Source organism: Pelomonas nitida (genome assembly GCF_043555975.1).
GTDB classification, from domain to species: domain Bacteria; phylum Pseudomonadota; class Gammaproteobacteria; order Burkholderiales; family Burkholderiaceae_C; genus Pelomonas; species Pelomonas nitida.
In genome coordinates this window covers 1-23,328 of record NZ_JBIGIA010000011.1, presented here as the reverse complement: position 1 = coordinate 23,328, position 23,328 = coordinate 1, and the positions used below count along the sequence as shown (strand labels likewise).

Annotated in this window: 20 protein-coding genes and 1 pseudogene; 9 read left to right on the top strand and 12 right to left on the bottom strand. The window is 69.8% G+C overall.

Translation table 11 applies throughout. The features are described 5' to 3' along the window. The first annotated feature begins 76 nt into the window (after nucleotides 1–76). Complete coding sequence (locus ACG00X_RS14960) at nucleotides 77–988, top strand: LysR family transcriptional regulator (RefSeq protein ID WP_394488992.1); 912 nt, start codon at nucleotides 77–79, stop codon at nucleotides 986–988. On the opposite strand, the gene ACG00X_RS14955 is transcribed toward ACG00X_RS14960, so the two are convergent. The 9 genes from ACG00X_RS14955 to ACG00X_RS14915 form a co-directional block, all read right to left on the bottom strand. Then, complete coding sequence (locus ACG00X_RS14955; RefSeq protein ID WP_394488991.1) at nucleotides 975–1,811, bottom strand: LytR/AlgR family response regulator transcription factor; 837 nt, start codon at nucleotides 1,809–1,811, stop codon at nucleotides 975–977. The genes ACG00X_RS14960 and ACG00X_RS14955 overlap by 14 nt on opposite strands. A 19-nt stretch (nucleotides 1,812–1,830) precedes the next feature. After that, a complete protein-coding gene (locus tag ACG00X_RS14950; protein ID WP_394488990.1) occupies nucleotides 1,831–2,238 on the bottom strand; it encodes a hypothetical protein in 408 nt (135 codons plus the stop codon). Next, nucleotides 2,235–3,710: a sensor histidine kinase gene (locus ACG00X_RS14945; RefSeq protein ID WP_394488989.1), complete on the bottom strand. Its 1,476-nt coding sequence runs from the start codon at nucleotides 3,708–3,710 to the stop codon at nucleotides 2,235–2,237. Before ACG00X_RS14945 ends, ACG00X_RS14950 begins: the two co-directional genes overlap by 4 nt. A 171-nt stretch (nucleotides 3,711–3,881) precedes the next feature. Next, on the bottom strand, nucleotides 3,882–4,448 hold the full coding sequence (locus tag ACG00X_RS14940; protein ID WP_394488988.1) for a YceI family protein: 567 nt from the start codon (nucleotides 4,446–4,448) through the stop codon (nucleotides 3,882–3,884). Nucleotides 4,449–4,495: 47 nt separating this feature from the next. Beyond that, on the bottom strand, nucleotides 4,496–5,035 hold the full coding sequence (locus tag ACG00X_RS14935) for a YceI family protein (RefSeq protein WP_394488987.1): 540 nt from the start codon (nucleotides 5,033–5,035) through the stop codon (nucleotides 4,496–4,498). 13 nt (nucleotides 5,036–5,048) lie between these two features. After that, nucleotides 5,049–5,585, bottom strand: a complete 537-nt coding sequence (locus tag ACG00X_RS14930) for a cytochrome b (RefSeq protein WP_394488986.1) — start codon at nucleotides 5,583–5,585, stop codon at nucleotides 5,049–5,051. 101 nt (nucleotides 5,586–5,686) lie between these two features. Next, the gene (locus ACG00X_RS14925; RefSeq protein ID WP_394488985.1) at nucleotides 5,687–6,604 is read right to left on the bottom strand and encodes a DMT family transporter; all 918 of its coding nucleotides are present in this window, start codon (nucleotides 6,602–6,604) and stop codon (nucleotides 5,687–5,689) included. 99 nt (nucleotides 6,605–6,703) lie between these two features. Next, nucleotides 6,704–7,600: a DUF2167 domain-containing protein gene (locus ACG00X_RS14920; RefSeq protein WP_394488984.1), complete on the bottom strand. Its 897-nt coding sequence runs from the start codon at nucleotides 7,598–7,600 to the stop codon at nucleotides 6,704–6,706. Between the two features lie 328 nt (nucleotides 7,601–7,928). Next, nucleotides 7,929–11,471 carry an indolepyruvate ferredoxin oxidoreductase family protein gene (locus tag ACG00X_RS14915; RefSeq protein ID WP_394488983.1) on the bottom strand — a complete coding sequence of 1,181 codons (3,543 nt, stop codon included), beginning with the start codon at nucleotides 11,469–11,471 and terminating at the stop codon, nucleotides 7,929–7,931. 215 nt (nucleotides 11,472–11,686) lie between these two features. Here ACG00X_RS14915 and ACG00X_RS14910 point away from each other — a divergent pair, with 215 nt between their 5' ends. The 4 genes and pseudogenes from ACG00X_RS14910 to ACG00X_RS14895 all read left to right on the top strand — a co-directional run bounded on the left by ACG00X_RS14910 (nucleotide 11,687) and on the right by ACG00X_RS14895 (nucleotide 14,116). Beyond that, nucleotides 11,687–12,169 carry an Lrp/AsnC family transcriptional regulator gene (locus tag ACG00X_RS14910; protein WP_394488982.1) on the top strand — a complete coding sequence of 161 codons (483 nt, stop codon included), beginning with the start codon at nucleotides 11,687–11,689 and terminating at the stop codon, nucleotides 12,167–12,169. Between the two features lie 51 nt (nucleotides 12,170–12,220). Beyond that, nucleotides 12,221–12,466, top strand: a pseudogene (locus ACG00X_RS14905) (metallophosphoesterase family protein); the annotation flags it as partial. A 92-nt stretch (nucleotides 12,467–12,558) separates the two neighbouring features. After that, a complete protein-coding gene (locus ACG00X_RS14900) occupies nucleotides 12,559–13,446 on the top strand; it encodes an EamA family transporter (RefSeq protein WP_394489163.1) in 888 nt (295 codons plus the stop codon). Nucleotides 13,447–13,456: 10 nt separating this feature from the next. Next, a complete protein-coding gene (locus ACG00X_RS14895; protein ID WP_394488981.1) occupies nucleotides 13,457–14,116 on the top strand; it encodes a hypothetical protein in 660 nt (219 codons plus the stop codon). Here the strand turns inward: ACG00X_RS14895 and ACG00X_RS14890 are convergent. Continuing rightward, a complete protein-coding gene (locus ACG00X_RS14890; RefSeq protein WP_394488980.1) occupies nucleotides 14,091–14,879 on the bottom strand; it encodes an isocitrate lyase/PEP mutase family protein in 789 nt (262 codons plus the stop codon). The genes ACG00X_RS14895 and ACG00X_RS14890 overlap by 26 nt on opposite strands. Nucleotides 14,880–15,056: 177 nt before the next feature. On the opposite strand from ACG00X_RS14890, the gene ACG00X_RS14885 reads away from it, so the two are divergent. Further along, nucleotides 15,057–15,425, top strand: coding sequence for a methylglyoxal synthase (locus tag ACG00X_RS14885; RefSeq protein ID WP_394488979.1), 369 nt, complete (start codon nucleotides 15,057–15,059; stop codon nucleotides 15,423–15,425). Nucleotides 15,426–15,459: 34 nt separating this feature from the next. After that, entirely contained in the window at nucleotides 15,460–17,565 is a 2,106-nt protein-coding gene (locus tag ACG00X_RS14880; protein WP_394488978.1) for a putative bifunctional diguanylate cyclase/phosphodiesterase, read from the top strand. On the opposite strand, the gene ACG00X_RS14875 is transcribed toward ACG00X_RS14880, so the two are convergent. After that, a complete protein-coding gene (locus tag ACG00X_RS14875) occupies nucleotides 17,549–20,323 on the bottom strand; it encodes a patatin-like phospholipase family protein (protein ID WP_394488977.1) in 2,775 nt (924 codons plus the stop codon). The two genes, ACG00X_RS14880 and ACG00X_RS14875, sit on opposite strands and share 17 nt — an antisense overlap. Before the next feature lie 158 nt (nucleotides 20,324–20,481). Here ACG00X_RS14875 and ACG00X_RS14870 point away from each other — a divergent pair, with 158 nt between their 5' ends. Further along, the gene (locus tag ACG00X_RS14870) at nucleotides 20,482–20,646 is read left to right on the top strand and encodes a hypothetical protein (protein ID WP_394488976.1); all 165 of its coding nucleotides are present in this window, start codon (nucleotides 20,482–20,484) and stop codon (nucleotides 20,644–20,646) included. 89 nt (nucleotides 20,647–20,735) lie between these two features. Then, nucleotides 20,736–22,448: an NAD(P)/FAD-dependent oxidoreductase gene (locus ACG00X_RS14865; RefSeq protein ID WP_394488975.1), complete on the top strand. Its 1,713-nt coding sequence runs from the start codon at nucleotides 20,736–20,738 to the stop codon at nucleotides 22,446–22,448. A 40-nt stretch (nucleotides 22,449–22,488) separates the two neighbouring features. Here ACG00X_RS14865 and ACG00X_RS14860 read toward each other — a convergent pair. Continuing rightward, nucleotides 22,489–23,328 (bottom strand): IS3 family transposase (locus ACG00X_RS14860; RefSeq protein ID WP_394488974.1); only part of this gene is annotated, 840 nt, incomplete at its 5' end.

Here is a 23,328-nt window from a genome sequence, read left to right as displayed (position 1 = left end):
GTGAAATGGATAGATCGGATGATTTAATCCAGCCAATAAATCATTGAACGTTCCTGACCTCACCCCGCCCGCCCCCATGCCCGCCTCCGCCATCACCTTGCGCCAGCTGCGCGTGCTGCTCGCCGTGGCCGAACACAGCGGCTTCGGCCGCGCGGGCGACGACATCGGCCTGTCCCAGCCCGCCGTCAGCCAGGCCGTGCGCAGCCTGGAGGCGGAGCTGGGCGTGAAGCTGCTGGACCGCACGACGCGCGAGGTGGTGCTGACGGTGGCGGGCCAGTCCCTCGTCGCGCCGCTGCGCCGGGTGCTGGGCGAGCTGGACGACGTGCTGGACGAAGCACGCGGGCTGGGCGCGGCGGCGCGCGGCATCGTGCACGTCGCGAGCGCGCCAACGATCTCCGGCGGGCTGATGCCACAGGTGCTGGCCGCCGCGCAGCAGCGCTACCCCGAACTGCAGGTGCGGCTCAGCGACCAGGCCCAGCAACTGGCCATCGAAGGGGTGCGCCAGGGCGCCGTGGACTTCGCGGTGCTGGTGGGCATGGACGAAGACGACCCGCTGATCGAGCAGCAGCCGCTGTTCGACGAACGCTTCGTGCTGGTCTGCCCGGCCGGACATGCGCTGGCGGGCATACAGGAAGTGAAGCTGGCGCACCTGGCCGGCTGGCCGCTGGTGCTGCTGGACCACAGCTCCGGCAGCCGCCCGCTGATCGACCGCGCCTGCGCCCGCGCGGGCGTCAGCCTGAACGTGGCCATCGACGTGGGCCACCCCGCCACGGCGTTCCGCATGGTGCAGGCCGGGCTGGGCGTGTCGGTCATGCCGGCGCTGTCGCTGCCGCTGCCGACCGATCAGTTGCAGGCCGTGCCGGTGGAAGCAGCCTTGAGCCGGCACGTGGTGCTGGCGCGGCGCCGGCAGCGCTCGCTGTCGCCGGCCGCTCAGCGGCTGTGGACGCTGATCGCCGACCTGGCCGGCGCGCCGCCTACATGCCCTTGAACAGGTGCGTGTAGCTGCGGCTGACTTCGAGCTTCTCGGTCAGGCCTTTCACGCCCACCAGCTGGCGGCCGCGGAAGTCGCGCGTGATGCCGTCGATGGCGCGCGCGTTGACGAGGGTGGAGCGGTGGATCTGCCAGAACAGCTGCGGGTCCAGCTCGTCCACCAGTTCCTTGATGGGCTTGCGGATCAGCGCCTCGATCTTGGCCGTCTGCACGCGCGTGTATTTCTCGTCGCTGATGAAGAACAGCACGTCCTCGACCGGGATCATCTGGATGGCCTGACCCACGGTGGCCTGGATCCACTGCAGGTACTGCGGCTTGGCCGCGGCCGGGTTGAGCTGCCCCGAGAGCCTGTGCAGCAACTGCTGCAGCGGCACCGGCGCGCTGTCGGCGAAGTCGCCGCCCGGCGCGTCGCGCTGGGCCAGGCGCTTCTTGATGCGGGCCACGGTCAGCTGCAGGCGCTCGCGTTCGGCGGGCTTGAGCACGTAGTCGGCCACGCCTTGCTCGAAGGCCTCCACCGCGTATTGGTCGTAGGCCGTGATGAAGACGATCTCCGGCACCCCCCAGTCGTCGTCCTCGGGCAGATCACCGGGCAATTGGGCAATCTGCCGCGCCGCCTCCACGCCGGTCAGGCCGGGCATGCGGATGTCCAGGAAGACGAGGTCGGGCTTGTGCTCCTTCGTCAGCTCGACGGCCTCCAGCCCGTTCTTAGCCTCGGCGACGATCTCCAGCTCGGGCCAGACCTCGGTCAGGCGGGCCCGCAGCTGCTCGCGCATCAGTCGTTCGTCGTCGGCCAGAACGGCGCGGATGGGTGCGTTGCTCATGGGCCGCGATGCTACTGGCTCAGACGGGTTCCGTGCGGGCCGCTGACGCCTTCATCGCACGGTTGCGGTTGCGCAGCACGACGAACAGCAGCAGGCCCAGCAGGATGAGCGGCGACCCCAGCACGGCGCCGGCACTGAGCAGCGCGGCCAGCATGACCGCCACCACGCCACCCACGATGAGCAGCGGCAGCGCCACGCCCAGCAGCAGCACCAGCGGCACCACCACCAGGCAGACGACGCCCGCCACGAGCAGGCCGATGCTGGCGCCCAGCCAGTCACCGATGCCGCTGCCGAACAGGAGCTCGTCGTCGTTCACGACGATGTGCATGTCCGCGCCGTGGTGGTTCAGCAGCGCGTAGCCGCCCAGCAGTGCGGCCAGCACCATCAGCGCGGTGCCCACGAACAGGATCTTGAACAGGGTCTTCATGCGGCGACTCCTTCGTCGTTGCGGCTGCGGTAAGGCACGGTGATGGTGACCACGGTGCCCGAGGGTTGGTTCTCGGTGACGGTGACGCTGGCGCGGGGGCCATGCAGCAGCTGCAGGCGCTCGCGGATGTTGGCCAGGCCCACGCCGGTGCCACTGGTGGCGGCGCGGCCGAAGCCCAGGCCCGTGTCGGCCACGGTGACGGCCAGCTTGCCGTGCAGGATCTCGGCCTTGACCTTCAGCGTGCCGCCCTCGGCCTTGGGCTCCAGTCCGTGCTTGATGGCGTTCTCCACCAGGCCCTGGATCATCATGGGCGGGAACTCGGCGGACATCAGCCCCTCGGGCACGTCGATCTCGGTCTGCAGGCGCTCTTCCATGCGCATCTTCAGGATCTCGAGATAGGGCCGGATGACGGCCAGCTCGCGGCCCAGGTCGCGCACGGCGCCGTTGGCGTTGGCCTCGCGCATCGTCGGCATGGAGGCACGCAGCAGCGCGATGAGGTTCTTCTGCATCTTGCTGGCCGTGGGCGGATCGACCTCGATGAGGTGATCGATGCTGGCTAGCGTGTTGAACAGGAAGTGCGGCTCGACCTGGGCCTGCATGGCCGCCATGCGGGCCTCGACGACCTGGCGCTTCAGCGCCTCGGCCTCGGCGTTCTCGGTGGCCTGCGCGGCCTTCACCTCGGCCTGGATGCGGCCCTTGTACATGGCCTTGATGACGGCCGAGGCCAGCACCCACAGCAAGGCCAGGTCGACGAGGGAGTCGCCCAGCTGCACCACCGTCACGCGGCGGTGCGACTGCGCCTCCTTCAGGTCGGCAATGGCCTCGCGCAGCGCGACCTTCGCTTCGACGGCGGCTTCCTGGGCCTCCTTGACCTCCACGGCCTCCTGCTTGAGCTGGCTGAGCTGCTCCGTGGCCTGCTCGACAGCTTCGCGGATGTCCTCGGGGCGGGCGCTCTTCGGGAAGTCCAGCATGATGGCCGGTGCCGAGGCTGCGTCGGCCTGCGCATCGGCCTGCTCGGCGGGCTCGCCGTCGGCCGCAACCGCAGCGCTGGCGGCAGAGGCGGCACGCACCGGCTGTATGCGAACGCCACGCTCGTCGATCTTCACCTCATAGTGCAGGCCCGGGTCCTTGTCGGCGGAGGGCGCACCACGGCGGCTGTCCTTCGCGGCCGCCTTGCGCATCTGCTCGGTCGCCTTCTCCACGTCGGCCTCGGCGCGCGCCTTGCGGCGCTCGGCGTCACTGCGGTCCGGCTGCTCGACGGTCTCGCTGATCCGCCACGTGAACGGCGGCAGGTTCTTCAGCACGTTGACGCCGATCAGCAGCGCCAGCGACAGCAGCACGAAACGCTTCCAGCTGATGCCCACCAGCCAGCTGGCGTAGATGTGGAAATACTTCACCACCGTGGCGGAGAAGCGTTGCCAGCGCTCGATCCAGAGCTTCTGCTGGGGGCTGGGGTTGAAGGAGGGCGTCATGGGAGCGGGTCGTCGTTGGAGCCACTGTACGCAAGGCCACCACGCCGCGCGGGGCCGGGGCGACGTGCCGGCCGGCACGGGTGACGAACTGCACCCGCGCGCGACAGGCCGTGCGGGCCGGAAACGACAAGGCCCGCCAGTGGCGGGCCTTGCACGGGAGCGCGGCAGGGTTTACTGCTTGACCGCTTCCACCTGGATCAGCAGGCGCACGCTGTCAGGGATGCCGGGCAGGCCATAGCCCATGCCCCATTGGCTGCGCAGGATGGTGGCTTCGAAGTCACCGCCGCAGACCTCGCGCTTGAGCATGGGGTTCTGGTAGCAGTTGAAGCTGGAGGCCGTCAGCGTGACCGGGTTGGTCTTGCCCAGCAGCGTCAGCTCGCCGGCCACGCTCGTGACCTTGTCGCCGTTGAAGGTGAACTTGTCGCCAACGAACTTGGCCGTCGGGAACTCGGCGACGTTGAAGAAGTCCTTGCTCTTCAGGTGGCCGTCGAACGGGCCGATGCCGGTGGAGATCGACGTCGTGTCCAGCGTCAGCTCGACCTTGCCGGTCTTGGCGGCCTTGTCCAGCGTCACGGTGCCTTCCTTCTTGTCCCAGCGGCCGCGGTTGGTGCTGGTGCCGAAGTGCTTGGCTTCGAAGAAGACCTGGGTGTGGGTCGGCTCGATCGTGTAGGTCACGCTCTCGGCCTGGGCAACGCCGGCAGCGGCGAACAGGGCGGTGAGCAGCAGGGCTTTCTTCATCAGGGAATCTCCGGGGGTGGGAAAAGGTTGGGAAGGAAAAGACCGGCTCAGAGGCCGGAGAAGGCCAGTCGGAACTTGACGGCCACGTCGTTGGCGACGACCGACGTGTCGGCCCATTCACCGTCGCCGATCTTGAAGTCCAGGCGCTTGATGGGCAGGCTGCCCTGGGCCACGCCGTTGGTGAGGGTGATGGGCACGACCACGTCGCGCACCGCCCCCTTGATGGTCAGCTTGCCGGCGACGTCGTACTTGCCGGGGCCGGTGGCCTTGATGCCGCTGGACACGAAGGTGGCATGGCCGTTGCGCTTGGTGTCGAACCAGGTGGCGGCAGCCAGTTCCCGGTCGAAGCTCGGGTCGCCCAGCGAGACGCTGCCCAGGTCCACCGTGAAGGCGATCTTGCCGGCCTCAGGCTTCTTGGCGTCGAAATCGAGCTGGGCGTCAAACTTCTTGAACCTGCCGTCGACGGGCACGCCCATCTGCTTGAAGGTGAAGCTCAGTTCGCTCTTGTCGGCCTGCAGCGTGGCGGCGTGGGCCGGCAGCACGACGGCGGCCGAAGCGATCAACAGGGCGGAAAGCAGTTTCGTCATGATGGATTCCAGTTCAGGAGCGACGCAGGGACATGCGGGCCAGCAGGCCGTCGCGGTCGATGAATTGATGCTTGAGCGCGGCACCCACATGGGCCAACACCAGCAGGGCCAGACCCCAGGCCAGCGCCCCGTGGACCTGCGTCAGCAACTCGCCGAGATCGTGGTCCTTGGGAACGAAGTCGGGCAGCGGCAGCACGCCGAACCAGACGATGGGGAAGCCCTTGGCCGAACTCATCGCCCAGCCGGTGAGCGGCACCGCGAAGAAGGCGACATAAAGCAGCAGATGCACGCCGTGCGCGGCACGCGCCTGCCACTTCGGCATGGGCGGGTCGGCCGGCGGCCGGTTCGCCAGGCGCCACAGCAGGCGCAGTGCCGACAGCGCGAGGATGGTGACGCCGGCCCACTTGTGCCAGTTGTAGAGCTTGACCCGCGTCATCGAGAACGGCAGGTCGGACATGTAGACGCCGACGCAGAACGCGCCGACGATGGCCAGCGCGAGCAGCCAGTGCAGCACGACGGCGACGGGGGTGTAGCGGGTGGCATTGCTCATGATGGCTCGCAGTGTGTTCCTCGTCGGCCGGCAGGCGGTTCACCGGTCTTGACGCCATTGTTCAGCGAATTTGAACAGGCCGGTGCCAACTGGCCATCCCGTTAACGTGGCGCCGGCTTCCAGCCGACGAGAAAGACGCCGCCCAGCACCAGCACCGTGCCCAGCGCGACCCAGCCGTTCATGGGCTCGCCGAGGATGAAGACGCCCATGATGAGCGTGCTCATCGGCCCCACCATGCCCACCTGCGACGACAGCGGCGCCCCGATGCGGGCGATGGCCAGCATGACCATGAACACCGGCGCCACCGTGCAGGCCGTCGAGTTGAGCAGCGACAGCCACATCACCGGCGCGGGCACCACCGCAGCCGACAGCGGCTTCAGCAGCAGGAACTGCCCGATGCACAGCGCACAGGCCACGGTGCTGGCCAGCCCGGTCAGGCGCAGCGCCCCCAGCCGCTGCACGACCTTGCCGGAGAGCGCGAGGTAGACGGCATAGCTCACCGCGCTGCCGAACACCAGCGCCGCGCCGATGGCCGTGCTGGCCCCTTCGAAGCTCAGCTCGTGCGCGAACACCGCCACCACGCCCGCGTAGCTGATCGCCAGCGCCAGCACCTGCCGTGCCTGCAACCGGTGGTGGAAGAACACCACCGACAGCAGCAAGACCAGCGTGGGGTTGAGATACAGGATCAGGCGCTCGAGACTGGCCGAGATGTAGGCCAGGCCGGCGAAGTCGAGATAGCTGGCGAGGTAGTAGCCGGTGAAGCCCAGCACCGCGATGTCGCGCCAGTCGCGCCGCGTCAGCGCCGGCTTATCCCGTCCCGCCCACCAAGCCATGGCCAGGAAGAACGGCAGCGCCAGCAGCATGCGCCACATCAGCAGCGTCACCGCATCCACGCCGTAACGGTAGGCCAGCTTGACGATGATGGCCTTGCCGGAGAAGCCGATGGCCCCCAGCATGGCCAATGCCAGGCCGGTGCCGTTCAGGCGAGAGGGAGCGACGAGCGGGAACGAGGCGGACATGGCGACATGGTGCCTGCAGCGGTGAGCGCCAGGCTTTGCGCCTCATGCATGACCGCTTCGCCCGCTCGGGCATGCAGGCCGCCGCGCGGCCCTCGCCGATCAGCCGGTGGCCTTGTCGCGCTTGAAGAATTTGCCGATGGCAGCGCCGAAGCCGATGACGGCGATGAAGATGATCTTCGCGAACTTGGCGACGAAGGCGGCAATGACGGCCAGCAGGCCCAGCTTCTTCGCGCCCACGCCCAGCACCAGCGCGGCCAGGCCGTACTCGGCGACATGGTCGGTGGCGGCATTGAAGTCTTCATAGCGCTTGCCGCTGTCGAACTCCAGCGCGCCCAGCAGCGCCTTGGCGTCGGGCTTCTGCGCGGGCAACTCCTTCAGCCCGGTGACGAAGTTCAGGCTCAGATAACCCTCGCGGCCCAGCGCGTAGGTGTTGTAGTTGACGCCCTGCTCGGCGCTGGCCGGCGCGCCCTTTTCCTTGGAGCTCATGGCCCAGACGAGGCGGTGCGTGCTGGCCTCGTAGGCCGGCGCCTCGGCCCAGCCGGTGATCTCCAGCGGCGCGACGCCCATCTTCTGGCGCTCCTCGTTGCCTGCCTCGGTGCCTTCCTTGTAGCTGGCCAGCAGCTCGTCGGCCTTCCACTCCTTGGCGTCGCCGTCCTTCACGTAGCCGGACGCGATGTAGCGCAGCGTGGCGAACCACTGCCCGTCGCCCGTGGGGAAGACCAGGCCCGACAGCTCGCTGTGCTCGCCCGGGTTGCCCATGGCGCGCAGCAGCTTGCCGGCCTGCGGCTGCGGAATGAACACGCGGCCGGCGGGCAGATGGAAGGTGGCCTGCCCGGCGATGGCGATGTCGGTCGGGCCTTGCTGGGCTGCCGCCTTGGCCTCCGCCCACGCAGCGTTCTCGGCGGGCTTGTCGGCCGGGGCGTCGGCTGCGGGGGCGGCCAGGGCCAGGCTCAGGCCGACAGCGGCCAGCAGGCCGCGCAGCATGGTCTTCTTCATGTGATCTCCCTGACGAAAGGGCGGCAGTCTAGTCCAGCGAATCAGTGAAATCGGTGGTGCGCAGGGGGCTGGCCGGGCTGGCGGCTAGGCGCAGTGCGCAGCCAAGGCTGGCCGCCTTGGCAAGCGCTGCAACGACGCGGCCGGCCCGGCCAGCCCCCTGCCCGAAGGGTGAGTCCCTGGCCAGCCGCACTCCGCGTTGCAAGCGCTTGCCGGGTGCCTACACGCCTGCGCGCTTGCGCCTTGATTGCCGCTGGCCAGGGGCTCACGCACCACCAATTTCACTGATTCGCTGGACTAGCCAAGGCGGCCCCGCGGCCCTCGTCAGGATTCACAGCCGAGCGACCAACGCCTCCCACTTGGCCCGCGCCGCCTTGTCGTGGCGCGCCTTCACATGGCCATAGCCGCGGATGTCCTCCGGCACGCGGGCCAGCTCGACGGCGGTGGGCAGCGACTCCGCCGTCAGGCCGGCCAGCGCCTTCTCCACGCCCGCACGGTAGTCGGCAATCCAGCGGCGCTCCATCTGGCGTTCCTCGGTGTGGCCGAAGATGTCGAAGGCCGTGCCGCGCAAGCCCTTCATCTTGGCCAGCAGGCCGAACGCCGGGCGCACCCAGCCGCCGAACGGGCGCTTCACCAGCTCGCCCTTGGCGTTCTTCTTCGCGAACAGCGGCGGCGCCAGGTGGTGCACCAGCTTGTAGTCGCCCTCGAACATGCCGGCGATCTTGGCGGTGAAGGCGGCATCGGTGTGCAGACGGGCCACCTCGTACTCGTCCTTGTAGGCCATCAGCTTGAACAGGTAGCGGGCCACGGCCTCGGTCAGCGCGGTCTTGCTGCCCAGCTTCGCCTCAGCGGCGCGCACCTGGTCGACGAAGGCCTTGTACTGGGCCGCATAGGCGGCGTTCTGGTAGCCGGTCAGGAACTCGACGCGCTTGGCGACGATCTCGTCGACGCTCTGGCGCTTGACGAGCTGGATGACCGCCTGCGCGGCGAACAGCGACTGCACGCCGGCCAGGTCATGCGCGCAGCGGCGGCCCCATTCGAACGCGGCCTTGTTGTTGTCGATCTGCACGCCATTGAGCTCGATGGCGCGCATCAGCGCGTCGTAGCTCAGCGGGATGCGGCCGCGCTGCCACGCATAGCCCAGCATCAGCGGGTTGGTGTAGAGCGAATCACCCACCAGCTTGACGGCCACGTCCTCGGCGTCGAACGAGCCCAGGTGGCCGGGGCCCACCGCCGCGCCCAGCGCCTGCTCGCAGGCGGCGCCGGGGAAGCTCCAGTCGGGGTTGTTGACCAGCGTGGCCGTCGGCGAGCCGTGGGTGTTCAGCGCCACATACGTGCGCCCCTCGCGCATGACCGCCAGCGTGGCCTTGTTGGCCGCCACGATGGCGTCGCAGGCGATGACGAGATCCGCCTCGGCCGTGCCGACCTTGGTGCAGTGGATGGCCTCCGGTGTGTTGGCGATCTGGATGTGGCTCCAGGTCGCGCCGCCCTTTTGCGCCAGGCCTGCGGCGTCCTGCGTGATGACGCCCTTGCCTTCCAGATGCGCCGCCATGCCCAGCAGCTGGCCGATGGTGATGACGCCCGTGCCGCCCACGCCGGCGACGACGATGCCCCAGGCTTGTTCAGCGTTCGGAATGACGGGCAGCGGCAATGCGGGCAGCCCCGCGTCGAACGGGCTCTTGCGGCTTTCCTTCCTGGGCTTCTTCAGCTCGCCGCCTTCGACGGTGACGAAGCTGGGGCAGAAGCCCTTCACGCAGGAGTAGTCCTTGTTGCAGCTGTTCTGGTTGATCTGGCGCTTGCGGCCGAAGTCGGTCTCCAGCGGCTCCACGCTCAGGCAGTTGGACTGCACGGAGCAGTCGCCGCAGCCCTCGCAGACCAGCTCGTTGATGACGACGCGCTTGGCCGGGTCCACCAGCTTGCCGCGCTTCCGGCGGCGGCGTTTCTCGGTGGCGCAGGTCTGGTCGTAGATGATGGCCGTGGTGCCCTCGATCTCGCGGAACTGGCGCTGGATGTCGTCGAGCTCGTCGCGGTGGTGCACCGTCACGCCGGGCGCCAGCGCGACACCGGCGTACTTGGCCGGGTCATCGGTGACGATGACCAGCTTCTTCACGCCCTCCGAGATCACGCTGTTCATGATCTGGATGACCGTGTGGCCCTCGGGCCGCTCGCCCACGGTCTGGCCGCCGGTCATTGCGACGGCGTCGTTATAGAGGATCTTGTAGGTGATGTTGACACCCGCGGCGATGCTCTGGCGGATGGCCAGGCTGCCGCTGTGGAAGTAGGTGCCGTCGCCGAGGTTGCTGAAGATGTGCTTTTCGTTCGTGAACGGCGCCTGGCCCACCCAGGGCACGCCCTCGCCGCCCATCTGCGTGAAGGTGGCGGTGTTGCGGCCCGGCATCCACGTGACCATGTAGTGGCAGCCGATGCCGCCGACGGCACGCGAGCCATCCGGCACGCGGGTGGAGGTGTTGTGCGGGCAGCCGGAGCAGAACCACGGCGTGCGGTCGGCGCCACCGGCGGTCTTTTCCTCGGCCTTCAGCGAGGCTTCCTTGGCATCGATGATGGCCAGGCGTGCATCCAGGCGCGCGACGATGTCGCCGTCCACGCCCATGCGCTTGAGCCGCTTGGCGATGGCGCGGGCGATGAGGGCCGGCGTCAGGTCGGCCTGCGGGCGCAGCAGCCAGTGGTCGCTGGGGTTGGGCACGCTCCACTCGCCGCCCTCGCCGTCCCCGGCGTCGAACTTGCCCAGCACGTTGGGCCGCACGTCGGCGCGCCAGTTGTAGAGCTCTTCCTTGACCTGGTACTCGATGATCTGGCGCTTCTCCTCGACGACGAGGATTTCCTGCAGTCCTGACGCGAACTCGCGCGCCACCTGGGCCTCGAGCGGCCACACGACGTTGACCTTGTGCAGCCGGATGCCGATGCGGCGGCAGGTGTCGTCGTCCAGGCCCAGGTCGTGCAGCGCCTGGCGGGTGTCGTTGTAGGCCTTGCCGCTGGTGATGATGCCGAAGCGGTCGTTCTTGCCTTCGATGACGTTGTAGTTGAGCTTGTTGGCGCGGATGTAGGCGAGCGCCGCGTACCACTTGAAGTTCATCATCCGCGACTCTTGCTCGAGCGGCGGGTCCGGCCAGCGGATGTGCAGGCCGCCCGGCGGCACGACGAAGTCCTCGGGCAGCAGGATGTTGACGCGGTCGGGGTCGACGCTGACCGAAGCCGACGACTCGACGATCTCCTGGATGGTCTTCATGCCCGCCCACAGGCCGGAGAAGCGGCTCATCGCGAAGGCGTGCAAGCCCATGTCGAGGATGTCCTGCACGCTGCTCGGGAAGAAGGTCGGGAAGCCGACCGCCTTGAACACATGGTCGCTCTGGTGGGCCGCCGTGGAGCTCTTGGCGATGTGGTCGTCGCCGGCGATGGCGATGACGCCGCCATGCTTGGACGTGCCCGCCATGTTGGCGTGCTTGAACACGTCGATGCAGCGGTCGACGCCCGGGCCCTTGCCGTACCAGAGGCCGAACACGCCGTCGAACTTCGCCTTTTCGGGGAACAGGTCCAGCTGCTGCGTGCCCCACACGGCCGTCGCGCCCAGTTCCTCGTTCACGCCGGGCTGGAACACGATGTTCTGCTTAGCGAGGTGCTTCTTGGCCTGCCACAGCGCCTGGTCGTAGGTGCCCAGCGGCGAGCCGCGATAGCCGCTGATGAAGCCGGCGGTGTTCAACCCCGCCATCGCATCCCGCGTGCGCTGCAGCATGGGCAGCCGCACCAGCGCCTGCACGCCGCTCATGAAGGCCCGACCGGCGTCGAGGGCGTATTTGTCGTCGAGCGAGACCGTCTGAAGCGACTTCAAGACGTGCTCGGGCAGCGGGGCGTTCATCGGAGGTACTCCTGATAGCGGCCCGGCGAGGTGACCCTTGTGAGGCGGTGCGCGCGGGCTGTGGGGCCAGTATGGCCAGAGCGGGCAGTTTAGGGAAACAGCGGCGCGGGGTGCTTTCTCATTTCCACACTTTCGCGGCGATTTCGGCAATATCCTTTCGCAAACCACTACGATTCGAACGATTTCCATCGATCCATTGCCGATAAGGGCAAACCATGAGCGCCGACGCCCTCGACCGATATCACATCGCCATCCTGGCCGAGCTGCAGCGCGACGCCCGGCAGTCCAACGCCGAGCTGGCCACGCGCGTGGGCCTGTCGGCCGCGCCCACCTGGCGCCGCGTGAAATGGCTGGAGGAGCGCGGCTACATCACCGGCTATCGCGCCGAGCTGGACCGCCGCAAGATCGGCCTGGGCGTGCTGGCCTTCGTGCGCGTGGATGCCGAGCGCAGCGCCGCCTCCGCCACGCAGGCGCTGGAAGACGCCATCCGCCAGCTGCCCGAAGTGGTCGCCTGCCACTACATCTCGGGCGCCGGCACCTTCGAGCTGCAGGTCATGGCCACCGACCTCGACGCGTTTTCGCGCTTCTCCATCAACACGCTGCTGAAGCTGCCCAACGTGAAGGACATCCACACCAGCTTCTCGCTGGGCGAGGTGAAAGCCGGCGGCGCACTGCCGCTGGGGCATCTCGCGGCATGAGGCCCTTCGTCCAAGGCGGCCCGGCGCCCGCAATACCTGACATCAACCACCATGCGCCTCGCCCTCGTTTCCGACATCCACGGCAACCTGCCCGCGCTCGAAACCGTCGCCGCCGACCTCCGCCGCCACGGTGTGGACCGGGTGCTGTGCCTGGGCGACAACCTCTCCGGGCCGCTGCTGCCGCGCGAGACGGCGCAATGGCTGATGGCCTCGGGCTGGCCCGTGCTGGCCGGCAACCACGAGCGCCAGATCCTCGAATGGACGCCGCACACCGGCGGCGCCTCCGACGGCTACGCTCTCACCCCTCCCCGGCCGCCCATCGCCACGATGAAGACTCGCACCGCCCTGCCCTGCCCGGCCCGCCCGGCCACCACTCCATGACCGCCCCGCTGCCTTGGCGCCACCTGCTGCTCGCGATGGCCGTCGTCGCGATCTGGGGCAGCAACTTCGTCGTCATCAAGGTCGCGCTCGACGTGCTGCCGCCGATGCTGCTGGCCGTACTGCGCTTCGCGATCGCCTTCGTGCCCGCCTGCTTCTTCCTGCCGCGGCCGGCGGTCGGCTGGCGCAACCTGGCGGCTTACGGGGGCTTCGTCGCCGTCGGGCAGTTCGGGCTGCTCTACCTCGCGATGCGCAGCGAGATCTCGCCCGGCCTGGCGTCGCTGGTGATCCAGACCCAGGTCTTCTTCACGCTGCTGCTGGCCGTGCGGCTGGCCGGTGAGCGCGTGCAGGCCAGCCAGTGGCTGGGCCTGGCGCTGGCCGTCGCCGGCATCGCCGTCATCGTGGTGCACACCGACGGCTCGGCCACGCCGCTGGGGCTGGCGATGGTGCTGGCCGCCGCCCTGTCCTGGGCCTGCGGCAACCAGGTGGGCAAGCGCGCCGGCCGCGTCAACATGCTGGCCTATGTGGTGTGGAGCAGCGCCTTCGCCGTGCCGCCCCTGCTGGTGCTGGCGCTGCTCGTGGACGGCCCCGACCGCATCGCCGCCGGGCTCGCGGCGGCCGGCGCGGGCACCTGGGCCGCCGTGCTGTGGCAGAGCTTCGCCAACACGCTGTTCGGCTACGGCTGCTGGAGCTGGCTGCTGGCCCGCCACCCGGCCGGCCGCATCGTGCCGATGGCGCTGCTGGTGCCGGTGTTCGGCATGGGCGCCAGCAGCTGGCTGCTGGGCGAGACGCTGCCGGGCTGGAAGCTCGCCGCCGCCGGGCTGGTGCTGGCCGGTCTGGCGATCAACCTGTTCGGACCGCTGCTTTTGGCGGCACGGCCGAAGCCTGCGCAGGAATAAGCTCGGGCGCATGAAGCGCCGCACCTCGCTCGCCCTGCTGTCCCTGCCGCTGTGGCTGCCGCTGCTGTCGGTGGCCGCGCCGCCGGCCGTGCCACTCGTCGTGGAACTGCGCTGGGTGGACAGCAGCCTGCCGCCCGCGGCCCAGGCGGGCGTGCGGGACGGCGCGGTCGTCGTGGGCACGGCCGGCGCCGTGTCGCCACGCGGGCCGGGCGTCGTCACGTCCACTGCCATGGCCACGCCACCACCGGCCCAGCGCCTGTTCGTGCTGAACGGCCAGCGCGCCGCGATGCGACTGACCACGCGGGAGCCGCTGCAGTGGGTGGATGCCGTCGTGACGCTGGACATCGACGGCGCGGCGCCCGCGGCTGCCTCGCGCCGCCTTCATGCCCAGCCGCGCCAGGGCGAGCGCCGCGTGACGCAGGCCTTCAGCGTCACGCCCACCTGGCCGGGCGGCCGTGCGCCGGTGCGCGTGGCCTTCGATGTGGAGGATGGCGACAACGCCTTCCAGTCCACGCTGGACCTGCCGCTGGACCGCTGGCAGACCGTCGCCCGCACCGGTGGCAGCGCGCCCGCGTCGCGTGGCACCGTCAGCAGCCGCGACGCTGCCGGCCAACCCGAGCGCGAGCTGCAGCTGCGCGTGTCGGTCAACCCCGGTTCAGCAGACCGTTGATCTGCGGATAGGGCGCGGCGCCGTCATACAGCCCGGCGCCGCCGCCCTCGGCCAGAAAGGCCTCCGCCGCCCGCTGCGCGCGCCCCCAGGCCGCCTCCGCGATGGCGCTGCCGGCCGACAGGCGGCGCACGCCCAGACGCTGCAGCACGTCCGGCGCCGGCAGCGCCGGGCGCGCCATGACGTTCAGCGGCAGCGGCTGGCCGGCCACCAGCGCGGCAATGTCCGCCTCGGCGGTCACGCCGGCCGCGAACAAGCCGTCAGCGCCGGCCGCCGCATAGTCGCGCGCCCGCAGCAGCACCTCGTCCACCGCACGGCCGGGCGCGAGGTTCTTCAGCCAGACGTCGCAACGGGCATTGATGAACAAGTCCACACCGGCGCGCGCCGTCGCCGCCTTGATGGCCTCGATCTTGCGCGCCAGCAGGGCCGGGGCGCCGGCGCCGTCTTCCAGGTTGATGCCCGCCGCGCCGGCCTCGGCGAGCTGCATGACGTGGCCGGCCACGACGGCCGGGTCGTCGCTGTAGCCGGCCTCGCTGTCCACACTCAGCGGCACGCGCGCGATGCGGGCGATGCGGCGCACGGCCGCCACATGCTCGGCGATGGGCAGGTGGTTGCCGTCGGCATGGCCCAGCGCCCAGGCCAGGCCGGCGCTGGTCGTTGCCAGCGCCGGCGCGCCGAGGCTCTGCACCAGGGCCGCGCTGCCGGCGTCCCAGACGTTGGCGATCTTCAGGAGCGCGGGGCCCTGGTGAAGCTGGCGGAAGTTCATGGCGGTCGGGCTCCGAAAGCGTGAAGGAATGCGCGATGCTGCCAGCACCTGCTGCCAGCATCTGGCAGTGGTCAGGCACCGCCGCGTTACCAGCGAAGCGCCGGAAGCGCCAAGTTCTTCGCACCGGCCGCCGCAGACTGCGTGTAACGTGCCCGCTTTTGACAGCCTGGCTGCCCGATGAGACTCGCCTTGATCGCCCACGATGGCAAGAAGGACGCCATGATCGCCCTCGCCGGCGACTACCTGCCGCTGCTGCGCCGCTGCACGCTGCTGGCCACCGGCACGACCGGCGCGCGCCTGGCCGAAGCCCATGGCCTGACGGTCGAGCGCATGCTCAGCGGCCCCTGGGGCGGCGACCTGCAGATCGGCGCCCGGCTCGCCGTGGGCGAGGTGGACGGCGTCATCTTCCTGCGCGACCCCATGACCCCGCAGCCGCACGAACCCGACATCAACGCGCTGGTGCGCGCCTGCGACGTGCACGACGTGCCCTGCGCCACCAACGTGGCGACCGCGCGGCTGATGCTGAACCTCTGGAGCGCGGCGTGAGCTGCCGCGCCCGGCCACGGCGAGGTGCCCACCCGTGAAGCCGGGTGGCCAGCCGCTGCCCGGGCTGTCGCGGTGGTTGCGCATCCGCGCCCGGCTGGGCCTGACCTTCGGCCTGCTGCTGCTGCTGCTGGGCCTGGCGGGGCTGTCCATCCACCGCCTCACGGGGCTGTCCGACGCGCTGAACCAGATCATCGATGACCAGGCCGCGATCCGCGACGCCGTCAACGAGATCAATCGCAACGCGGAGTCCATCGCGCGCAAGCTGCTGGTGGTCATGAGCCCGGACGACGAACTGCGCCTGGCCGCCTACCCGGAGATCAACGCGGCCAACGGCCGGCTGGACGACGCCATGCAACGCCTGGCGCTGCTGCTGCCCAAAGGCCCGCGCAGCGAGCGCTTGGGCGAGGTGCGCCAGCACCTGGCCGACTACCGCACCAGCTATGTGAACGTGCGCGACCTCACCGAGAACGAGGACTTCCAGACCGCCCGGGTGTTGCTGGGCAGCGAGACGGAGTCGGCGCTGTCGCAGCTGGTGAGCGCCATCTACCAGCTGGCCGCGAGCGAGGAGCGGGCGGGCATGGCGCGCGCCCGCGCGCTGCGCGAGCAGATCGACGTGGACCGCACCGGCGTGCTGGTGCTGTGCGCGGCGGCGCTGGTGGCCGGCGCGTTGCTGGCGGTGGGCGTCACGCGCTCCATCGTCTACCCGCTCAAGCGCGCGGAGCAAGGCGCCGAGCTGATCGCACGCGGGCAGTACGGCCACCGCATCGAGGTGGGGGCCGCCGACGAACTCGGGCGCATGGCCACCGCGATGAACACGATGGCGGCCGCCGTCGGCGAACGCGAGGCCGAGCTGCGCCGGCTCGCCGACATCGACCTGCTGACCGGCCTGCCACAGCGCGCCCGCTTCATCGCCGACGGCGACCGGCTGTTGGCCGGCCTGCCGGAAGGGGAGCGCCTGGCGGTGCTGATCTGCATCGACGTGGACCGCCTGAAGGCCGTCAACGGCGTGCTGGGCTTCGATGCCGGCGATGCGCTGCTGCGCGGTGCCGCCGCCAAGCTGGCCTCGCTGTTCGAGGGCGTGGCCGCCTACGGCCGGCTGGCCGGCGGCACGTTCGCGGCACTGGCCCCGGTGCTGCGGCTGGATCACGGCACCGCGCTGGCCGCGCAACTGCGCGAAGAGGTGGAGCACAAGCTCTCGTGGCAGGGGCAGGCGCTGGACCTGTCCGTCTCGCTGGGCGTGGCGCACTGGCCGGAGCACGCCGACACGACCGAGACGCTGCTGCGCCGTGCCGAGCAGGCGATGTTCGAGGCCAAGCGGCTGCGCCAGCCGGTGGCCGTCTACAACCCCGGCGCCGAGGCCGCGCGCGCGCTGCACCTGAGCCTGCTGTCGGACCTGCACACCGCCATCCAGCAAGACCAGCTGCGCCAGTTCCTGCAGCCCAAGCGCGACCTCAAGACCGGCCGCATCACCGGCGCCGAGGCGCTGGTGCGCTGGCATCACCCGCAACGCGGCTGGCTGCCGCCGGGCGATTTCATCCCGTTCGCCGAGCGCAGCGGCCGCATCCGCCAGATCACCGACTGGATGCTGGCCCGCGCCGTGCGCACGCTGGCCGATTGGGCGGCACAGGGGCGGGCGCCGCTCTACATCGCCGTCAACATCTCCACGCTGGACCTGCAAGACCAGTCGCTGCCCGCGCGGCTGGCGACCCTGCTGGCCGAACACCAGGTGGACCCGGGCCAGCTGCAGCTGGAGGTGACGGAGACCGGCCTGATGGCCAGCGGCACCGACCCCATCGCCGTGCTGCACGCGATCCGGCGCTGGGGCGTGCGCCTGGCCATCGACGATTTCGGCACCGGCCAGTCGTCGCTGGCCTATCTGCAGCACCTGCCCGTCGACGAGCTGAAGGTGGACCGCAGCTTCGTGCAGGACGTCAACACCGACCCGCGCCGCGAGGCGCTGCTGCGCTCCATCGTCAGCGTCGGGCACGGGCTCGGGCTGACCGTGACGGCCGAAGGCGTCGAGAACGATGCCGAGCTGGCCATCATCCGCAACGCCGGCTGCGACCTCGTGCAGGGCTATCTGCTGGCCAAGCCGATGGCGCTGGCCGACTTCGAGACCTGGCTCACGGCCCAGGGCTGACGGCCGGCGGCGTCTCGCCGGCCATGAACTTCTCCAGCGCCCGGCGCACCTCGGGCGCGAGCACCCGCGCGGCCACATGCTGGCCCAGGCTGCGGTAGCTCTCCCACTGCGCCTCGTCGAAGAACTGGTCGGACGTGGGCTCCTGCGGGAAGGCCGGGTGCGTGCTGGCGTACTGCAGCACATCGGCCGGCGCGCCGGGCTGCTTGCTGGGCTTGAGCAGCACGATCCAGCAAGGCGGCGGCGAGACACCGTCTTCGCCCGGCAAGCCCTGCGCGCGCAGCAGCAGCGCGGCCGGGTTGGCGTGGCCCGCCTCGGCGCTGAACTGCGTCGTCGTGCCGAACACGTCGCGCAACGGCTGCCAGCCGCGGAAGTCGCTGACGACGCAGATCTCCGTGCGCAGGTCGATGCGCGCCAGCCGGATCAGGTTGGCCAGGTCGTCGAAGCGGTAATCCGGGTCGGCGCCGTTGTCGCTGGCGAGGATGAAGCCCACGCGGCGCTGCGGCCGCAGCAGCTCGTACAGGGCCGTGTTCTCGAAGTGCCCGCCGTCCGACAGGTATTGCCAGCGCCGCCGCAGGCCATAAAAGCGCGCGGTGAACTCGTAGCTCAGGTAGGTCTGCGTACGGAACAGCACGCCCAGGCCGCGCCCCAGCCACACACCCAGCCGCCACCAGGCCGGCGACGGCGCATCGTGCACGCCCGATGCCCACCAGACGCCCAGCCGCACATTGGCCGCCCCCATCAGCAGCGACATGCCCAGCGTCGTCTCACGGCCGATGCCGGTCGAGAAGGCCGCCCCCGACGTGCCCACCCAGTCGCCCAGGTGCATGGGCGGGTTCAACGGCAGCCTGCCACTCAAGGGCTTGAAGAGATTGCGCCAGCCGTCGATGCTGAAGCCGTAAGGCATCACCGCCATGGGCTGGCCCTTGCGATCACGCTGCACCAGCTGCTCGGCAGGGTCGATGGTCTTGTTCACCGTCACGTTGACGAGATGCAGCGGCGCCCAGGTCGTCAACTGACCACCGGCATAGAGCTTGTCCAGCGGCAGGTTGTCGCCCGGCAGCGGCTCGGCGGCCGACAGATGCCGCGCGTCACCGTCGAAGCGCGCGCCGTTGCTGGCCCCGAGATAGGTGCGGATCAGCCGCGCCGCATAGAAGCTCTGCAGGCTGGACAGGTTGATGAACGCGGGGAATTGCCCCACCCCCACGGCCAGCAGCAGCCAGGCCAGCGCATGCAGCAGCAGCAACTTCAGGTGCGCGACGCTGCCCATGGCGGGCACCGACGGCGCCTCGCCCTGCCAGGCCAGCCACTGCACGCACCAGGCCCATACCGTGGCGATGAGCAGCAGCACCGCCAACCCCGCCGCGCCGCTCAGCGTGGACAGCGGCAGCCTCTGCAGCCAGCCCTTGGAGGCGCTCTTGGCCGCACCGCTGCCTGCCGCGCCGACCTGCTTGGCCACCCAGGCCACGGCAGCGCCCAGCGCCGCCGGCACGCTGGGCAACCAGGCGCCATGGGCGAGCGTCAGCAGATACAGCGTGTGGCCCAGCGTCTCGACGACCCCCAGCAACAGCAGCACGCCGGTCATGACCAGGCCGCCGCCCAGCCAGCGCGTCAACGTCACCGCCTGCAGGCGCGCACCGGGCTCGAACATCGCCAGCACGACATGCAGCGCCACGCCGAACAGCGTCACGGCTACCAGCCCCGCCCAGACCTGCTGCAGCCGTGCCGTGTCCCCCGTGCCCAGCCACGCCAGCGCCGCGAAGATGCCGCCAGCCAGCGACATGCCCAGCATGCTGCGGTTGACCGGCCGGCTCACGCCGTCCGCACGCCGGCTGGTCGTCCAGAACGCGATGCCGGTGGGCACCACCCACAGCACCAGCGGCGCCAGCGCCAGCGGCAGCAGCGAGCTCCACCAGATGACGCCCGTCAGCGACGGCGCCGGGCATTGCCCCGTGCAGGCCGCCGCTGCCTTGAGCGCGGCCAGGCCTTGCAGCGCGCGACCGAGGAACCGGGTCTCCAGGCCGCTGAGCAAGCCCTCTCCGAGCTGCCCCAGCAGCGCGCTGCGCACGGCCGCCCCCAGCGTCAGCGCCAGCAGCAGCGCCACACCGATGACGACGTGCAGCGACACCCAGTTGCGCAGCCCCATGGCAGCGGCGTAGACAAAGTCCCCCGTGCCCGTGGGCGTCAGGTAGCGGCCGTTCTCGCGCAGCCAGGCCAGCGGCGCGCGCAGCAGCGCCGTCTCGCCGCGGAGCATCGCCGAGCGGATGCGCTCGGGCGGCCCGCTGGCGAGCACCGCCTGGGCGCGATCGGCGGCCGCCTCGGCGTCGTCCGCGCCGCTGCCGGCTCGCTGCAGCCGCCCCGGCACGAACAGCCCCACCAGGAACGCCCCGATGAACCCGCCACCGCTGACGGTGGACAGGTAGTCGAACCGCGCCAGCATGGAGTCCCTGAAGCCCGAGGGCGGCCGGGCAGGCCCTGGCTCGGCCGTCTCGCGCGGCGCCTCGGCCAGCGCCTGCAGCACGCCCAGCGAGAACGTCGCGCTGCGAATGCCGCCGCCAGACAGCGCCAGCGCGTCGAACTGCTCGGCCACCGGCAGCTGCATGTCGGCGCGGCGGGCACGCAGCAGCCGGCCTTCGTCCGGCACGGCCTCCTGCGACGGCTCGCCACCCATCCAGGCCTCCACACGCCGGGTCAGGCGCCGGGCGGCGCCACGCCAACCCGTCCACCCGCCCGATTCCCCCTGCTGCAGCCGATGCGACACGGTTTTCTCCCCGATGACCAGGCGCCACTGTCACGAGCGCCGCCGCCGCGCGCATCCGCAGTTTTGCTGACCCCGGCGCGGGCGCCCGGACAACGGCTAAAATGCCGGCCTTTCGTCGTTTTGCCCCTGCTGTGGGCTAAGTTTCACTGGAGCCACTCATGGGCAACAAGATCGTCACCGAAGCGGACCGCAAGGCCACTCCCCGTCCCGCCGCCCCCAAGGGCGTCACCTTCACGACCGGCAAGGGCCAACTGCGCAGCCTGGAGCGCGGCTCGCACACCCGCTCCAAGAAGAACCCGGGCAAGCGCCCGCATTCGGGCTGATCTTTCGGGCTGACCGCCTGAAGGTTTGACCTCACAACAGGCCCTGACGGGCCTGTTTGTTTTTGTCGGCTCGACACTGACCAAACACCATGATCCGCATCACCGAACTCCGCCTGCCGCTCGCCCACGCCGAGAGCGAGCTGCGCCCGGCCGTGCTGGCACGCCTGAAGCTGGCCGACACCGATCTCGCCAGCGTCCACATCGCCCGCCGCGGCTACGACGCCCGCAAGCGCAGCGACATCCAGCTCGTCTACACGCTGGACTGCACCGTCGCCCCAGGCGTCGATGAGGCCGCCGTGCTGGCCCGCTTTGCCGGCGACCACCAGATCCGCCCCACGCCCGACACCGGCTACCACTTCCTCGCGCAAGTCGGCGAGCACACCGGCCCGCGCCCGGTCGTCGTCGGTTTCGGCCCCTGTGGCCTGTTCGCCGCGCTGATCCTGGCGCAGATGGGCCTGCGCCCCATCGTGCTGGAGCGCGGCAAGGCGGTGCGCGAGCGCACGCAGGACACCTGGGGCCTGTGGCGGGAGCAGAAGCTGCACCCCGAAAGCAACGTGCAGTTCGGCGAGGGCGGCGCCGGCACCTTCTCCGACGGCAAGCTCTACAGCCAGATCTCCGACCCGCGCCACCTCACGCGCAAGGTGCTGACAGAGTTCGTCAAGGCCGGCGCGCCCGAAGAGATCCTGTTTGTCAGCAAGCCCCACATCGGCACCTTCCGGCTGGTCAGCATGATCATCAAGATGCGCGCCGACATCGAGGCGCTGGGCGGCGAGATCCGCTTCCAGCAGAAGGTGACGGACCTGCTGATCGAGGACGGCGCCGATGGCAAGCACGTGCGCGGCGTGCAGCTGGCATCGGGCGAGCAGATCAGCACGACGCACGTCGTCATCGCGCTGGGCCACAGCGCGCGCGACACCTTCCAGATGCTGCACGAACGCGGCGTTCAGATGGAGGCCAAGCCTTTCTCCATCGGCTACCGCATCGAGCATCCGCAGAGCCTCATCGACGCGGCCCGCTTCGGCGCGAACGCCGGCAACGAGATCCTTGGCGCGGCCGACTACAAGCTCGTCCATCACGCCAAGAACGGCCGCGCCGTCTACAGCTTCTGCATGTGCCCCGGCGGCACCGTGGTGGCGGCCACCAGCGAGGAAAACCGTGTCGTCACCAACGGCATGAGCCAGTACTCACGCAACGAGCGCAACGCGAACGCCGGCATCGTCGTGGGCCTGACCCCCGAGGACTACCGCCAGGACGGCAAGCGCGACGGCAGCCCCGTGAACCCGCTGGACGGCATGGCCTTCCAGCGCATCTGGGAGAGCCGCGCCTATGAGCTGGGCGGCGGCGGCTACCTCGCGCCGGGCTCGCTGGTGGGCGACTTCATCAAGCGCCAGGTCAGCAAGGAATTCGGTGACGTGCAGCCCAGCTACAAGCCCGGCGTGACGCTGACCAACCTGCAGGCCAAGGGCAACGGTTCGCTGCCGACCTATGCACTGGAAGCCATCCGCGAGGCCCTCCCCGCCTTCGCCCGCCAGATCCGCGGTTTCGACCGCCCGGATGCCGTGCTGACCGGCGTGGAGACGCGCACCTCGTCACCGCTGCGCATCAACCGCGGGCGCGACTATCAAAGCGTCAACGTGCGCGGGCTGTTCCCCGCCGGTGAAGGCGCGGGTTATGCGGGCGGGATCATGTCGGCCGGCGTGGACGGCATTGAAGTGGCCGAGGCGCTGGCAGCGGACCTGCTGGGGCTGCCGGATGCGCCGGTGCTGCAGGGCAAGGGGGCGAAGGCGGGCGGGCAGGTGTGAGGTATGACCTTGCCCCTGAATTCCGTATCCCATAGCTGGACTACGCGTTGACTTGCCGGCGTTGGCCGGCGAGCCAGTTTTCTTCGAACTGCATCGGGCTGACGTAGGCCAGCGTCGAGTGCAGCCGAGTTCGGTTGTACCAGAGCATCCAGGCCACAACTTCGTCCATGGCCTGGCGCCTGCTCTTGAAGCGCTGCCCGTGCAGCCGCTCCACCTTCAGCGAACCGAACAAGGTCTCGCTGCAGGCGTTGTCCCAGCAGTTGCCTCGCCGGCTCATCGAGGCGGTGATGCCGTATTCGGTGAGCACGTCGCGGAAGTCCTTGCTGGCGTACTGGCTGCCCCGGTCGCTGTGGAAGATCAGGCCCGCGTCCTTGGCTGGATGCCTCTTGAACCAGGCCATGCGCAGCGCGTCGATGACCAACTCGCGTGTCATGTCTTGCCTCAGCGACCAGCCCACCACCTGACGACTGAACAGGTCGATCACCACGGCCAGGAACAGCCAGCCCTCGTCCGTGGCGATGTAGGTGATGTCGCCCACCCAGACCTTGTCGGGCTCGGTCACCGCGAACTCCCGGTTCAGCAGATTCGAGGCAATGGGCAGGTCGTGCTGGCTGTCGGTCGTGACTTTGAAGCGCCGCTTGCCCTTGGCGCGAATGCCGTGCTGTTGCATGAGCTTTTGCACCCGCTCCTTGCCCACGCGGATGCCGCGCGCCAACAGCTCCTTCCACGTGCGCGGCCAGCCGTAGCCGCCGCGCGTTTCGGCGTGGATGGCCTTGATGTGCACCAGCAGCGCGTCATCGCTGAGGTGGCGCCGCTGGGCCGGGCTGGCTCGGCGCACGAAGTGCTCGTGATACCCGGCCACGCTGACCTGCAAGACCCG